Source organism: Sphingobium rhizovicinum (assembly GCF_042647625.1).
Taxonomy (GTDB): Bacteria; Pseudomonadota; Alphaproteobacteria; order Sphingomonadales; family Sphingomonadaceae; genus Sphingobium; species Sphingobium rhizovicinum.
In genome coordinates this window covers 3,490,352-3,504,195 of the sequence record NZ_JBHRVU010000004.1, presented here as the reverse complement: position 1 = coordinate 3,504,195, position 13,844 = coordinate 3,490,352, and the positions used below count along the sequence as shown (strand labels likewise).

General features: G+C 66.0%; 11 protein-coding genes and 1 tRNA gene. 4 read left to right on the top strand and 8 right to left on the bottom strand.

What is annotated here, in order from left to right:
• Positions 1-237: 237 nt before the first annotated feature.
• Positions 238-1,581: an ATP-binding protein gene (locus ACFOKF_RS18355; RefSeq protein WP_380797486.1), complete on the bottom strand. Its 1,344-nt coding sequence runs from the start codon at positions 1,579-1,581 to the stop codon at positions 238-240.
• A 23-nt stretch (positions 1,582-1,604) separates the two neighbouring features.
• Entirely contained in the window at positions 1,605-2,333 is a 729-nt protein-coding gene (locus tag ACFOKF_RS18350) for a response regulator (RefSeq protein WP_380797485.1), read from the bottom strand.
• A gap of 270 nt (positions 2,334-2,603) precedes the next feature.
• Here ACFOKF_RS18350 and ACFOKF_RS18345 point away from each other — a divergent pair, with 270 nt between their 5' ends.
• From ACFOKF_RS18345 to ACFOKF_RS18335, 3 genes are read left to right on the top strand one after another with little or no spacing between them, the layout of a single operon-like run.
• Positions 2,604-3,749 (top strand): efflux RND transporter periplasmic adaptor subunit, encoded by a 1,146-nt coding sequence (locus ACFOKF_RS18345; protein ID WP_380797484.1) that lies wholly within the window; start codon positions 2,604-2,606, stop codon positions 3,747-3,749.
• Positions 3,750-3,759: 10 nt separating this feature from the next.
• Positions 3,760-6,915, top strand: a complete 3,156-nt coding sequence (locus ACFOKF_RS18340) for an efflux RND transporter permease subunit (protein WP_380797482.1) — start codon at positions 3,760-3,762, stop codon at positions 6,913-6,915.
• Positions 6,912-8,276, top strand: coding sequence for an efflux transporter outer membrane subunit (locus tag ACFOKF_RS18335; RefSeq protein WP_380797481.1), 1,365 nt, complete (start codon positions 6,912-6,914; stop codon positions 8,274-8,276). The genes ACFOKF_RS18340 and ACFOKF_RS18335 overlap by 4 nt, the downstream gene beginning before the upstream one ends.
• A gap of 24 nt (positions 8,277-8,300) precedes the next feature.
• Here ACFOKF_RS18335 and ACFOKF_RS18330 read toward each other — a convergent pair whose 3' ends face one another.
• From ACFOKF_RS18330 to ACFOKF_RS18320, 3 genes are all read right to left on the bottom strand, one after another.
• Positions 8,301-8,600 (bottom strand): hypothetical protein, encoded by a 300-nt coding sequence (locus tag ACFOKF_RS18330; protein WP_380797480.1) that lies wholly within the window; start codon positions 8,598-8,600, stop codon positions 8,301-8,303.
• A 232-nt stretch (positions 8,601-8,832) separates the two neighbouring features.
• Complete coding sequence (locus ACFOKF_RS18325; RefSeq protein WP_380797479.1) at positions 8,833-10,305, bottom strand: MFS transporter; 1,473 nt, start codon at positions 10,303-10,305, stop codon at positions 8,833-8,835.
• A 176-nt stretch (positions 10,306-10,481) separates the two neighbouring features.
• Positions 10,482-11,309: a DUF1134 domain-containing protein gene (locus tag ACFOKF_RS18320; RefSeq protein WP_380797478.1), complete on the bottom strand. Its 828-nt coding sequence runs from the start codon at positions 11,307-11,309 to the stop codon at positions 10,482-10,484.
• Between the two features lie 244 nt (positions 11,310-11,553).
• On the opposite strand from ACFOKF_RS18320, the gene ACFOKF_RS18315 reads away from it, so the two are divergent.
• Positions 11,554-11,645, top strand: a tRNA-Ser gene (locus tag ACFOKF_RS18315).
• A 50-nt stretch (positions 11,646-11,695) separates the two neighbouring features.
• On the opposite strand, the gene ACFOKF_RS18310 is transcribed toward ACFOKF_RS18315, so the two are convergent.
• The 3 genes from ACFOKF_RS18310 to ACFOKF_RS18300 are packed head-to-tail and all read right to left on the bottom strand — an operon-like array spanning position 11,696 to position 13,841.
• Positions 11,696-12,022, bottom strand: coding sequence for a DUF3325 family protein (locus ACFOKF_RS18310; RefSeq protein ID WP_380797477.1), 327 nt, complete (start codon positions 12,020-12,022; stop codon positions 11,696-11,698).
• Positions 12,019-13,536, bottom strand: a complete 1,518-nt coding sequence (locus ACFOKF_RS18305) for a PepSY-associated TM helix domain-containing protein (RefSeq protein WP_380797475.1) — start codon at positions 13,534-13,536, stop codon at positions 12,019-12,021. Before ACFOKF_RS18305 ends, ACFOKF_RS18310 begins: the two co-directional genes overlap by 4 nt.
• Entirely contained in the window at positions 13,533-13,841 is a 309-nt protein-coding gene (locus ACFOKF_RS18300) for a ketohydroxyglutarate aldolase (protein WP_380797474.1), read from the bottom strand. The genes ACFOKF_RS18305 and ACFOKF_RS18300 overlap by 4 nt, the downstream gene beginning before the upstream one ends.
• Positions 13,842-13,844 lie beyond the last annotated feature (3 nt).

The window sequence follows — 13,844 nt, the reverse complement described above, 5'->3', positions numbered from 1 at the left end:
ATGGTTAACCCGCGCATTGCAGCAGGGGTGTCCATCCATATTTGTTGGCCCGGCTTGTTGCACAGCCATACGATGGCAATCAAGTAGCCAAACGCTATCTGTCTTGCGAAAATTGCAAATATATTTCGGTTTTTCGCCATTTATTTCATACGGAAAGATGGCGTTGGCGACGTCCGCCGCCGATTACTTCAGACGGGGTTTGGCCGGCAGGCGGCGTGCGCCGCTATGGGAGCGTCCTCACCCCTTGATGTCGATGGTGGCGACGAGGCCGCCTTCCTCCGCGTTGCGCAATCGCACCGACGCCTCGAAACTCATCGCCAGCGACCGGGCGATGGTGAGGCCGATGCCGGTGCCGTTGCGGCCGCCCGGCTGACCGCTGGGGCCGCGGGTGAAGGGTTCGAACATCTGGTCGATCTGGTCGGCGGGAATGCCGGGACCAGTGTCGCGCACATGGATCAGCAGCCGGCCGTTCGCACGCGCGCAGGATACGTCCGCGCTGCCGCCATATTTGACCGCATTGTCGACCAGATTGCCGATGCAGCGGGTCAGCGCATTGGGCTTGACCCGAACGGTGCCGCCGCATCCCGACGCGAAGCGGACCGGCTGGCCCAGATCCTGCGCATCCTCCGCCATGCTGGCGAGCAGCGAGTCGATGTCGATCTGCGACCATTCTTCGCGCGCTTCGGTGCTGCTGGCGAGGTCCAGCCCTTCGCGCACCAGCGTCTGCATCGCCTGATGATCGGCCAGCAGCCGTTCGCGCAGGTCGGCATTCTCCACCAGTTCCAGCCGCAGCCGCAGCCGGGTGAGGGGGGTTTGCAGGTCATGGCTGATCGCGGCGAGCAATTGCGTGCGTTCGGCAAAGCCGGCGCGGGCGCGGCGCTGCATCAGGTTGAAGGTGGACAAGGCGGCGCGCACCTCCTCCGGCCCGGTTTCGGGCACATCCTCCGGGTCGAGCGACAGGGAGAAGGCTTCGGCCGCGCGCTCCAGCCGGCGCAGCGGCTTGGCTACGAAGCGCGCGACCAGGATGGCCAGGCCCGCCGACGCGGCGATGATGACCAGCAGATAGAGCGGGTTGAAAATGGTGCTGGGCGGCTTGGCGATGCGTGGGAAGGTGAGCGCCATGGCGCGGCGCTGGCCGCCAATGTCGGTGAAGCGCACGATCCAGCAATCCGGGCGCGGCGCGCCGATCAGGCCGGCGGCGCGGTCCTTCTGTCCTTCATGGCCGGGGAAGCAGAGGCCGACGGGCACTTGCCCCGCCTCCGGCTGCGATTGTGGGCCGATGCGGTCCGTCAGCGCGGCTTCCAGATCGGCGTCGGCATCGCTCAGCGCCACGCCTTCTGGCGCGGGATAGGCGCCGATGATGTTGTGCGCGGCCATCATCGCCTCGACCTTTTCCGGGTCGCGCCGCAGCCGGGTGGCGATGTCGAGCGCGCTGGCCACCACGCGCTGGCGCCGGACCCGTTCGAAATCATGATGGCGCGCCTGTTCGGCGACCAGCAAGGCGATGATCGCGGCGACCGACATGCCGACCGTCAGGATCAGGAAAATCTGGCCCGCCATCGTCCCGAAAAAGGCGCGCATGCGCCGCGCCCTGTGCAACAGCGTCATGAATAAGCGACCCCGCTGGCCAGCACATAGCCTTCGCCCCGGACGGTCAGGATCAGTTCGTCGCCGCCGGGGATCGCCGCCAGCTTCTGCCGCAGGCGGCTGACCTGAAGGTCGATCGAACGGTCGAAGGCGGCGGTGGCGCGTCGTTCGGGCAATAATGTTTCGCGCGCCAGCACGACATTGGGTTCTTCCAGAAAGCGGTTGAGCAGGCGAAATTCGGCCGAAGACAGCATCACCAGCCGATCGTCGGGCGCGATCAGCCGGCGTTGCTGGAGGTCCAGCCGCCACGGCCCGAACTGGGCGTAGCGCATCGTGGCCGTGCGCGGGGCGGGGTCATGACGGCCACGCCGCAGCAAGTTGCGGATGCGCACCAGCAATTCGCGCGGTTCGAACGGCTTGGTCAGATAATCGTCGGCTCCCAGCTCCAGCCCCAGCACCCGGTCGATCGCGCTGCCCCGCGCCGTCACCATGATGATCTGCACGTCCGATCCGTCGGCGCGCAATTCCCGGCACAGCGACAGGCCGTCGCCATCGGGCAGGTTGAGGTCCAGCACGATCAGGTCGATCGGCTCCTCCTTCAGATAGCGGCGCAGCTCCGCCAGGTTGGCCGCGCCCAGCAGCCGGTAATTTTCCTGCTGCAACTGGCCGACGATGAGGTCGCGTATGTCCGCGTCATCATCGACCACCAGGATCGTCGCGCCATGGGGGGGGGCAAGGTCGGGCATGACTAAGTCCTAGCGTCGCAACAATGGAAAGTCTGTCCCGAACCGGGGCTGATACAGGCTGATACAAAGCGATACCCGTGGAAAGCCCCCCGCGACAGATTGACGACAAGTTGCTCTTTCCTGTGACGGGCAAAGCCGGGAAGAGGGCAGGGTCGGCAGCCCCCGCCGACGCCAGCCGGAGCCATCGCCAAGCGTCCCCGTCGCACGGCCCCTCCCCCCCAAGCCCTGTTGCGGGACATGTGGCGAGGCTCCGTCTGGTTCACCAAGGATATGCGCCGGACCATGTTTTCGCCCTCTTCCCGTCAGAGCCTTCGGGTCGCGCCGCTGGCGCTCTGCATTTTGGTCGCCGCCTGCGGACAGCAAAAGCCGCCGCAAAAAGGCCCCGTGGAAGTGGGCGTCGTCACGCTGACGGCGCAGAATACGACCGTTTCGTCCGAACTGCCGGGCCGCACCGTATCGACCATGATGTCGGAAGTGCGGCCGCAGGTGGCGGGGCTGATCCAGAAGCGGCTGTTCACCGAAGGGGCGATGGTGACGGCGGGGCAGCCGCTCTATCAGATTGACGCGCGCCTCTATCGCGCATCGCGCGACGAGGCGGAAGCGACGCTGGCCAGCGCGCAGGCGACCGCCGCCGCCGCGCAGGCCAAGGCGCAGCGCTATCGCAGCCTTGGCGATACGGAGGCAGTCAGCGCGCAGGACCGCGACGATGTGATCGCCACCGCGCGTCAGGCGCAGGCATCGGTGCAGCAGGCGCGCGCCAGCCTGCAAACCACCAACGTCAATCTGCAATTCACACTGGTCCGTGCGCCGATCAGCGGCCGCATCGGCCGCACCCTCTTCACCCCCGGCGCGCTGGTGACGGCCAGCCAGGCCGACCCGCTGACCACGATCCAGCAGCTTGATCCCATCTATGTCGACGTCACTCAGTCCAGCGCGCAACTGTTGCAATTGCGCCGGTCGCTGGCCAGCGGCAAGACTTTGCCCGCCAGCGCCACCATCCGGCTGAAGCTGGACGACGGCACCGAATATCCGCAGAGCGGGCAGATCGAGTTCGCCGAACCGATCGTCGACGTAAACAGCGGTACGGTGACGCTGCGCGCGCGCTTCCCCAATCCCGACGGCCTGTTGATGCCGGGCATGTTCGTGCGCGTCGTCGCGCCGCAATCGGTGGTGCCCGGCGCCATCCTGGCCCCGCAACAGGGGATTAACCGCGATCCCAAGGGCAATGCGACCGCGCTGGTCGTGACGAAGGCGAACAAGGTCGAACGCCGCATCGTCACCGCCGGACAGGCGATCGGCGACAAATGGCTGATCACCGCAGGCCTGAAGGCCGGCGACCGGCTGATCGTGGAGGGCACTGACAAGGTGAAGCCCGACGATCAGGTCAAGCCCGTCGCCGTCGCAGCGTCGAAGTAGGAGCCGCGCCTTGCTGAGCCGCTTTTTCATCGACCGGCCGATCTTCGCCTGGGTCATCGCCATCGGCATCATGCTGGCGGGGCTGGGGGCGATGCTGTCGCTGCCGATCGCCCAATATCCCGACATCGCGCCGCCGGGCGTCGGCATCAACGCGACCTATCCCGGCGCGTCGGCCGAAACCGTGGAAACCAGCGTCACGCAGGTCATCGAACAGCAGCTGACCGGCATTGACGGGCTGATGTATTTCTCCTCCTCCTCGTCCGCCACCGGGCAGGCGCGGATCAGCGTGACCTTCCAGAAGGGCACCGATCCCGATACGGCGCAGGTGCAGGTGCAGAACCGCGTGCAGCAGGCGCTGAGCCGCCTGCCCAATGCGGTGCAGCAACAGGGCCTGACCGTCACCAAGCAGCAGACCGACTTCCTGATGCTGGTCGGCCTGTATGACGAAACGGACACCGCGACCCAGGCGGACATCGCCGACTATCTGGTCAATAATTTCCAGGATTCGATCGCGCGCATCGAAGGGATCGGCGCGACCCAGATTTTCGGATCGCAATATGCGATGCGCATCTGGCTGGACCCCTATAAGCTCGCCGCCGTCAAGCTGATGCCGTCCGACGTGGAAACTGCGATCCGGGCGCAGAATATCGAAGTGTCGGCTGGCCAGATCGGCGCGGACCCGGCCCCCGCCAACCAGCAGATCAACGCCACCGTCACGTCGCGCGCGCGGCTCCAGACGCCCGAACAGTTCCGCGCCATCATCGTCAAGACGCAGAGCGACGGGTCGATCGTCCACCTGTCCGATGTGGCGCGGGTCGAACTGGGCAATGAAAGCTACACCACCTCCGCCCGGCTGAACGGCCATCCCGCATCCGGCATGGCGTTGCAGCTGGCGCCCGGCGCCGACGCGCTCAAGACCGCTGAACTGGTCAAGGCCCGTGTCGCCGAACTGTCGGGCAGCCTGCCGCACGGCTACAAGGTCGTCTATCCCCGCGACACCACGCCCTTCATCAAATTGTCGGTCGAGGAAGTCATCCAGACGCTGGTCGAGGCGGTGATCCTGGTGGTGATCGTGATGTACGTCTTCCTCCAGAGCTGGCGCGCGACTCTGGTCCCCGCGATCGCCGTGCCGGTTGTGCTGCTGGGGACGTTCGGCATTCTTGCCCTGTTCGGCTATTCCATCAACACGCTGACCCTGTTCGGCATGGTGCTGTCGATCGGCCTGCTGGTGGATGACGCGATCGTCGTGGTCGAAAATGTCGAGCGCATCATGGCGGAGGAAGGGCTTTCGCCGCGCGACGCGACGATCAAGTCGATGGAGGAAATCGGCAGCGCCCTGATCGGCATCGCGCTGGTGCTGTCGGCGGTGCTGCTGCCCATGGCCTTTTTCGGCGGGTCGACCGGCGTCATCTATCGCCAGTTTTCGATCACCATCGTATCGTCCATGCTGTTGTCGGTCGTGGTCGCGCTGATCCTGTCGCCGGCGCTGTGCGCCACCTTGCTCAAGGCGTCCGACGAGGAAAAGCGGCACAAGGGCTGGGCGGGCAAGTTCAACCGCTGGTTCGAACGCATGACCGGCGGCTATATGCGCCGCACCGAAACGGTGATGCGCAAGCGGACCCTGTTCTGGATTCTCTATGTCGTCACGCTGGGCGCGCTGGTGCTGCTGTTCGTGCGCCTGCCCTCCAGCTTCCTGCCGGTTGAGGATCAGGGGCAGGTGATGGTGCAGGTGACATTGCCGGCCGGCGCCAAATCCAGCCGCACCAATGCGGCGATCGACCATATGCAGAATTATTTCCTGAGCGATGAAAAGGACAATGTCGCCTTCGCCTTCATCATGACTGGCTTCAGTTTTCAGGGGCAGGGCGAAAATGTGGGGCAGGGCTTCATCAACCTGGCGCCATGGGATGATCGCAAGGGCGCGGCCAACGCCGCCGGCGCGATCGCCGGGCGCGCAACCAAACAGCTCGCCGCGCTGCGCGACGCCAAGGTGCTGGCCATGACGCCGCCCGCCATTCGTGGTCTGGGCCAGTCCAACGGCTTCACCTTCGAACTGCTGAACAGCGGCGGCCTGCCCCGCGATCGCTTCCTAGAACTGCGCAACCAGTTGCTGGCCGCCGCCGCCAAGGATCCGATGCTGGCCGGCGTGCGCGCCGCCACGCTGGAGGATACGCCCCAGCTCAAGGTCGACATCGATTCCGAAAAGCTGGCCGTGCTGGGCCTGACGCAGGCGGACGTGGATGACGTTCTCAGTTCCGCCTGGGGCAGCACCTATGTCAACGACTTCGTCGATCGCGGCCGCATCAAGCGCGTCTATATGCAGGCCGATGCGCCCTATCGCGCGCTGCCGACCGATCTCGACAACTGGATGGTCCGATCGAGCAGCACCGGCGAAATGGTGCCCTTCTCCGCCTTCGCCACCACCCACTGGACCATGGGGCCAAGCACGGTGTCGCGCTTCAACGGCCTGTCCTCGTTCGAGATTCAGGGGCAGGCGGGCGATGGCGCCAGTTCGGGCGACGCCATGAACCGGATGGTCGAACTGCAAAAACAGCTGCCCGCCGGCACCAGCTATGCCTGGAGCGGCCTGTCCTATCAGGAACAGATTTCCGGCGGGCAGGCGCCTCTGCTCTATGCGCTGTCGGTGCTGGTCGTGTTCCTGTGCCTTGCCGCTTTGTATGAAAGCTGGTCGATCCCGCTGGCGGTGCTGCTGGTCATTCCCCTGGGCCTGATCGGCGCGGTGCTGGCCGTGACGCTGCGCGGGCTGGAGAATAATATCTTCTTCCAGGTCGGGCTGCTCACCACCATGGGTCTGGCGGCGAAGAACGCCATCCTGATCGTCGAATTTGCCGAACTGGCGCATCATGAAGGGCGCAATGCCTGGGATGCCGCGCTGGAGGCTGCGCGGCTGCGCTTCCGTCCGATCCTGATGACGTCGCTGGCCTTCATCGCGGGCGTGATCCCGCTGGCGATCGCCACCGGCGCGGGCGCGCAGAGCCGCGTCGCCATCGGTACGGCGGTGGTCGGCGGCATGACGACGGCGACCCTTCTCGCCATCTTCTATGTGCCGCTCTTCTTCCTCACCATCGCCCGCCTGTTCGGCAGCGACAAGACCAAGGAAGCGCCGCCCCCCGCCGCCGCGCCCGACGCAGGAGTCCCGGCATGACGCGCATTCTTCTTCCGTTGGGCGGCGCGCTGCTGCTGGCCGGGTGCAATATGGCGCCTAATTATGTGCGGCCGGCGCCGCCAGTGCCCGCCGCGTTGCCGACCGGGGAAGCCTATGCCGCCCGGTCGGAAGGTGCGGCAGGGCTGCCCTGGACGCAGCTGGTGCAGGACGCAAAGCTGCGCACGGTGATCGAGCGGGCGCTGGCCAATAATCGCGATTTGCGCGCGGCCATCGCCAACGTCCAGTCGGCGCGGGCGCAATATAGGGTGCAGCGCGCGGCGCAGCTGCCGACGCTGACCGCCGACGCCGCGGCCAGCTTTGCGCGGCAGAATGACGCCCGGCAGAATAGTTACAGCGCCGATCTGGGCTTCAGCGCGTTCGAGATCGATCTGTTCGGGCGGGTGCGCAACCTGACCGAGTCCGCGCTCGAATCCTATCTGGCGACCGAAGAGGGCGCGCGGTCGACACGCATCACGCTGATCGCGGAAACCGCGACCGCCTATGCCACGCTGGCGGCGGATCAGGAATTGCTGGCCCTGTCACGCCAGACGCAGGCGAGCGCGCAGCGCACGCTGGACCTGACCCGATCGCTGAACGCCGCGGGCCTCGCCGGCAAGCTGGACGTGCATCAGGCGCAGACGGTGGTGGAGCAGGCCGCGTCGGATGTCGCCGCCAATGTCACCCAGGTCGCGCAGGACCGCAATGCGATCGACCTGCTGGTCGGCGCCCCGATCGAGGACGCGCTGTTGCCCGGATCGCTCGACAGCCTGATCGCGGGCGTCGCCAAGGTGCCGGCCGGCCTGTCATCCGACATATTACTGCAACGCCCCGATGTGTTGCAGGCCGAACATCAGCTCAAAGCCGCCAATGCCGATATCGGTGCGGCGCGCGCAGCGATGTTCCCGCGGATCAGCCTGACGTCGGCGATCGGGGTGGCAAGTTCGGCGCTGTCCTCGCTGTTCACCGGCAACGCCTTCAGCTGGTCAGCCAGCCCGTCCGCCAGCCTGCCAATATTCGGCGGGGCGAACCGGGGCAATCTGGAATACAGCAAGGCGCAGCGCGATCTGTATGTCGCGCAATATGAGAAGGCGATCCAGACCGCGTTTCAGGAAGTGTCCGACGGTCTGGCGCGCGACGGAACGATCGACGCGCAGCAGGCGGCGCAGCGGCGGCTGGTGACGGCGAGCGCCCTGGCCTATGATCTGTCCGACCAGCGCTATCGCGCGGGGATCGACACTTTCCTCAATGCGCTCACCAGCCAGCGCAGCCTGTACAGCGCGCGCCAGTCGGCGATCGCAACCGATCTGGCGCTGATCAACAATCGTATCCTGCTGTATCGGGTGATTGGCGCGGACCAGTAACGCCCGGCTCCGTACCGCATCGTATCATTTCACGCGGCGCTGCTTCCCCCTCTTCTCTGCATTCTGGCTTGTGATAAGCTGGGCGCAGAGAAAATATGGGAGAGGGCCATGCTGCTTCTGGCACGGTGTCTGGACTGGATCTGTCAGGCTTTTGCGTCTGGCGCGCAGGATGAGATGCGCCTTAATCAACTGATTTGCCCGCTGGCGGCGCATCGCCATCAACTGAGCCGGCAAAGCGATGGTGCAACGCATCATCGCTGATTGCGGCATGCGGATGGCTGTTCCGGTCGCAGGCAGCCGCGCGCTCGCCTGAATCAACGGCATAAAAAAAAGGGCCGATCCGAAGACCAGCCCGTAAAAGTTTTAGGAGAGGATGCCTGAAAGGCAGGCTTCTTTTGCCTTGGTCGCATCCTTGCTGCAAGTGCGAAACAGATTTTCGCGGTTGCAAAATGTGCATGCGTAGCGACGTGCAACGCTTTCCGTAGCGTCAACCATACGCGCCATCGTCAGGACGATGGAGAAAAATGGCCTTCTTGCGGCGAATCACGCCCGGATGTCAGGCCCTGATTCGCAGGGACGCCAGCGCAGCCACCATCAGGGTCGCAGCGGCAAAGGCCATGGTCCAGATCGGATCGCCGGGGAAGAACGCCTTCATGATCGATCCCATCGCGGTCGCCACCAGCAATTGCGGCACCACCACGAAGATGTTGAACAGACCCATATAGACGCCGATCTTGGCCGCCGGCAGGCTGGACGCCAGCATCGCATAGGGCATGGCGAGGATGGAGGCCCAGGCGATGCCGATGCCCACTTCGCTCAGCAACAGCCAGTGGGGATCGCGCAGCAGCAGAAAGCTGCCAAAACCGGCGGCCCCGGCCATCAGGCACAGGGCATGGGTGCGCGCCTGCCCCAGCCGCCGGGAGACCCAGGGCAGCAGCGTCAGCGCAGCGACCGCAGCGACGCCATTATAGACCGAAAAGAGCACGCCCACCCAGTTGCCGCCGGCCTGATAGGCGGCGCTGGCCGGATCGGCCGATCCGAACATATATTGGGCGACGACCGGCGTGGTGTGAATCCACATGATGAACAGGGCGGACCAGCTGAAAAACTGGATGACGGCCAGCCGCCGCATGATCGGCGGCATGCCCGCCACATCGCCGACGATATGGGCCAGCATGCTGTCCGCCCGCCCGGCGCGCGCCAGCAGGATCGCCGCCAGGCTGGCGAGACCATAGCCGGCCAACAGCGCGCCCAGCAGATAGACTTCCTTCTGCATCGCCATATGGTCGACCATCAGGGCGACGACCGCGCCCGCGCCCATCCATGCGAAACAGGGCAGGATCGATCGCCCCGCCAGATCGGGCGCGACGATCGCTTCGTCGCCACCGGCAAAGGCGCGCATTTGCGCCGGGGCATATTCGCGCGTCGTCAGCACCGTCCAGAGCACGGCGGCCAGCAGCGCCACGCCGCCCGCCCAGAAGCTGTAGCGCACCGTGTCGGGCACCCTGCCCGCCGGCGCGACATTCGCCACGCCCAGATGATCGAGCAGATAGGGGAAGAGCGACCCCACCACCGCGCCCGCGCCGATGAAGGCGGTCTGCACCGCATAGCCGGCGACATGCTGATCCTTGCGCAGCATGTCGCCGACGAAGGCGCGGAACGGCTCCATCGAGATATTGAGGCTGGCGTCCAGCATCCAGAGCAGCAGCGCCGCCATCAGCAGCGCGTCGCTGCCCGGCATGGCAATGAGCGCGATCGCCGCAAAGATCGCGCCGAGCAGGAAATAGGGCCGCCGACGCCCCAGTCGCCCCAGCCAGGTCCGGTCGGACAAATGGCCGATCACCGGCTGGACCAGCAGGCCGGTCAGCGGCGCGGCGATCCACAGCGCGGACAGATCATCAATATTGGAGCCGAGCGACTGGAAGACGCGGCTCATATTGGCGTTCTGCAACGCAAAGCCGATCTGGATGCCGAAGAAACCGAAGCTGATATTCCATAGCCCGGCAAAGCCCTGACGCGGCTTTTCCATGCCCTTCCTCCTTACCGCGCGACTGGCCTGCCGCCTGCCTGCGCCCTGTCGCCAGCGCTGGCATGGGGCGACGCGCGGAGCAAGTCACGCATACGAATACATCGGGCGGTTTTGCGCCCGATCGATCGTGGAAAGGAGAAGGATGGGGGATCGGGAAGCCGGCGCTCCCCGATCGATCAGAAGGGCAGCCAGTTCCGCTTTTCGGTGAATTTCATATAACCCGCGTTGATGCCCAGCCGATAGCCCACGCCCAGCCGGATCGGGATCAGCACGACATTGCCCCAGCGCAGATAGCTGGCGGTAAAGCCGCCCACCAGATAGGCGGTGCCTTCGGCCGCGGGAAAGCGGTGATACAGATCCTGCGTATCATAGAGATTATAGACCAGGACGAAGGTGTTGGCCGCATTGCCGCCCACGTCGAAACCGATCGACGGGCCGGTCCAGTAAACCTCGCGCTTGCCCTCTATCTTGTGGTTGAGCGTGCCCGATCCATAACGCAGGCCCACGACGAACGCGCCCGAGGCTTCACGACCGGCAATATAGGCGTTGGGCCGGCCCTGATCCTTCAGGATTTTCTCGATGATGCCGGCCAGCCCTTCCGCGCCCTTGCCGAACACGCCTTCGGCCGCGCCGATCAGATCATCTTCCTGATAGGATTCGCCCGGCGACAGGGCGGCGGGCGGCGAATTGGGCGTGACGGGCGCGCCGGTGGCGGTCGCCCCGTTCGAAGCGGGCGGCAGCGGATTGTAGGGCGTGCCGCTATCCTGGCCGGCGCTGCCCTGAACCGCGCCGGACTGGCCGACGCTGGCGTCCACGCCCGGATCGGTCGGCGCGCTATTGGCCGGCGGGGGCGGGGCGAGATCGGAATCGATCGCCGTATTGGGGTCGATCGTGCGCACCTGCGCCGACGCAGCGGCAGGCGTCAACGCCATGCCCGCCAGCGCGGCCGCCAGCGCGGTGATGCGCCCGATGCGCACGCCCATGCGTCCGTTGATGCCGATCATGCCCGATACTCCCCGAAATCCGACGGGCGCAAATCCCGCAGGTAAAATCATCCCGCCCCATTAACCGGCGTGAAGCTGAAACGACAATGAACGAACGGCCATGCGAGTCGATTCCGCGCCGGAATGAATCCGATAATCGTGCGGCCATGTAAAATTTCCGCGCACAGGACCGTTGCCATGCTGCAAAGGCCTCGCTATAGCCCCGGCCAGCCACTGCTCACCTCTCCGGTGGGCAAATTCGTGCGGAGACGTGGGTGAGTGGCTGAAACCAGCGGTTTGCTAAACCGTCGTGGCCTTAAGGGGCCACCGAGGGTTCGAATCCCTCCGTCTCCGCCACTTTTCTGCCGTTTATAGAGTAATTTCCGCTTCGGCGGGACGTCGGCTAGTCAGAAGGCCGTCATCAGCCCCAGCGGGATCATCAGCGCCGCCACCGGCACGCCGATGCGCGGCAGGGCAGGGCGATAGGTCATGCCCAGCATGATCGCCCCGCCCAGCAGCGCCAGCAGGCCCACCCATGTCACCAGCGCCTTGCCCGGATCGGCCGCCAGCCCCAGGCTGAGCAGCGACAGCGCCAGCAGCGCCCAGCCCGCCATCTCCAGATGCGCGACGAAGGGCCGGCGCTGCCATGCGTCCAGCAGCACCGGCTTATGCCGCTGCATCCGCGCGGCGAGCGCGAACAGGGCAAGATAGAGAAGACCGGCCGTCAGCATCATGCCGCAGCCATCCGGCGGCGGGCCGGCGCGGGGGCGGGCTTGCGGCGCACCTGCCGCCACACCAGCATCGCCAGCGCAACGGCCGTCGCCAGCAGCATCGCATTGCCGGTCGCGAGCACCATGTCGCTCGCCCAGATCGGCCCCAGCAAAGCCGCCAGCGCGCAGCACAGCGCCAGCACGCCCATCAGCAATGGCCAGCCGATCGCCGGCGGCAGCGCCAGCCCCGCCAGCAACACCGCCGCCGCGCTCCACAAAGCGACCGATATTTCGGCCTCGGCCCGCGCCGCCATCCCCAGCGGCAGCAGCCGGTTGGCGATCGGAAACGCCGCCATGCCGATGGCCGCACCCATCAGCCCGCCGACATTCAGCCGCTCCAGCACCTTGTTGCCGATCGACAAGGGCGCCCGCTCGCGCCGCTTGACGATCCACAGCAGCATGCCGGTCGCGATCGCCAGAGTCAGCATCGCGCCCCCCAGAAAATAGAGCCAGCGCGTCAGCAGCGGCGCGAAATGCGCCATGTGCAGCCCATAAATGGTCTGGTAGGTGCGCACGCCCACGCGATCCTCGGTCCATGCCTTCAGCAATTTGCCGGTCGCCCCGTCGAAACTCATTTCACCGGGCAGATAGCCGATCGCGCGCTGCTCCACCGGATAGAAGGTCACGACCGCCGCCGCATCGCCGGGATGGAAGATATAGGCCCGGCCGACGGGCGCATCGAAATAGCGTTCCGCCTGCGCCAGCATCGGCCCGATCGGCGCCAGCGGCGCCTTCGTCCCGCTCGGCTCGCGGTCGACGGCGCCGGGGGCCAGATCGCTGTAGAGCGTCTCCAGGTCCGTGCCATAGGCGGCGGCAATGCCCCAGGGCATGTTGATCGACGCCAGCGTCACAAGGCCCGTAAAAGTGATCATGATGTGGAATGGCAGGGAGAGGACGCCCAGCGCATTATGCCCGTCCAGCCAGCTGCGCTGCCCCTTGGCCGGGCGAAAGGTGAAGATGTCCTTGAAGAAGCGCTTATGCGCGATGATGCCGGTCACGATCGCCACCAGCATCAGCATCGCCGCCAGCGACGCGAGCAGCCGCCCCCAGGGATAGGGGATTTGCAGCTCGAAATGCAGGCGATAGAAAAATTCCCCGCCCAGCGTGTCGCGCGCGACCGGCGCGCCGCTCACCGGGTCGAGCGCCCGCGTCAGATAGGCGCCGTCGCTGTCATAGGTCGCCTCGACCGTGTTGGACCGGCCATCGGGCGCGGACAGATACCAGCCGGTTGATCCCTTTGTGTTGGCGGACAGCCATGTGGTCGCCGCCTCGATCGCGCGGGCCGGATCGGCCGGGGCGCTGACTTCGGGCCGCATCCAACGGCTGATTTCTGGCTTGAACACGCTCAGCGTGCCAGCGAGGCACATCACGAACAGGATATGGCCCAGCACCAGCCCGGTCCAGCCATGCAGCCACGCCATGGACTGGCGCGCGCCCTCGCGGATCATGGCGCTGGTCCCGCTGTTGTCCGCGCTCATGCCGGCGGCGCTCCCGCCAGCCAGGCGACCCCGCCCAGCGCCAGCGCGGCGACGCCCACGCCCGCCAGCGCGCGCCATGGCCCGCGCGCCAGAAAGGCCCAGAGGGCGACGCCCGGAACCACCAGAAAGGCGATCATCGTGCCGGTCGTCACGGCTTCGGCCCGGCTCATCGGCAGGATGCGGGCCAGCATTGCGGCCGCCAGCGCCGCGACCAGATAGGCCCCCACCGTTCCGGCCAGAGTGCGCAACGCCACATTGGCGCGATAGCGCCAGCCCTTGTGCCGCTGTTTCGCTCCGGCCGCCATCGC

Bases quoted from the DNA above. Each gene is read 5' to 3' on its own strand.
- ACFOKF_RS18355 (WP_380797486.1), bottom strand. From the start codon at position 1,581: ATGCGCGCCTTTTTCGGGACGATGGCGGGCCAGATTTTCCTGATCCTG.
- ACFOKF_RS18325 (WP_380797479.1), bottom strand. From the start codon at position 10,305: ATGGAAAAGCCGCGTCAGGGCTTTGCCGGGCTATGGAATATCAGCTTC.
- ACFOKF_RS18310 (WP_380797477.1), bottom strand. From the start codon at position 12,022: ATGATGCTGACGGCCGGTCTTCTCTATCTTGCCCTGTTCGCGCTCGCC.
- ACFOKF_RS18345 (WP_380797484.1), top strand. From the start codon at position 2,604: ATGCGCCGGACCATGTTTTCGCCCTCTTCCCGTCAGAGCCTTCGGGTC.
- ACFOKF_RS18320 (WP_380797478.1), bottom strand. From the start codon at position 11,309: ATGATCGGCATCAACGGACGCATGGGCGTGCGCATCGGGCGCATCACC.
- ACFOKF_RS18330 (WP_380797480.1), bottom strand. From the start codon at position 8,600: ATGCCGTTGATTCAGGCGAGCGCGCGGCTGCCTGCGACCGGAACAGCC.
- ACFOKF_RS18305 (WP_380797475.1), bottom strand. From the start codon at position 13,536: ATGAGCGCGGACAACAGCGGGACCAGCGCCATGATCCGCGAGGGCGCG.
- ACFOKF_RS18350 (WP_380797485.1), bottom strand. From the start codon at position 2,333: ATGCCCGACCTTGCCCCCCCCCATGGCGCGACGATCCTGGTGGTCGAT.
- ACFOKF_RS18300 (WP_380797474.1), bottom strand. From the start codon at position 13,841: ATGGCGGCCGGAGCGAAACAGCGGCACAAGGGCTGGCGCTATCGCGCC.
- ACFOKF_RS18335 (WP_380797481.1), top strand. From the start codon at position 6,912: ATGACGCGCATTCTTCTTCCGTTGGGCGGCGCGCTGCTGCTGGCCGGG.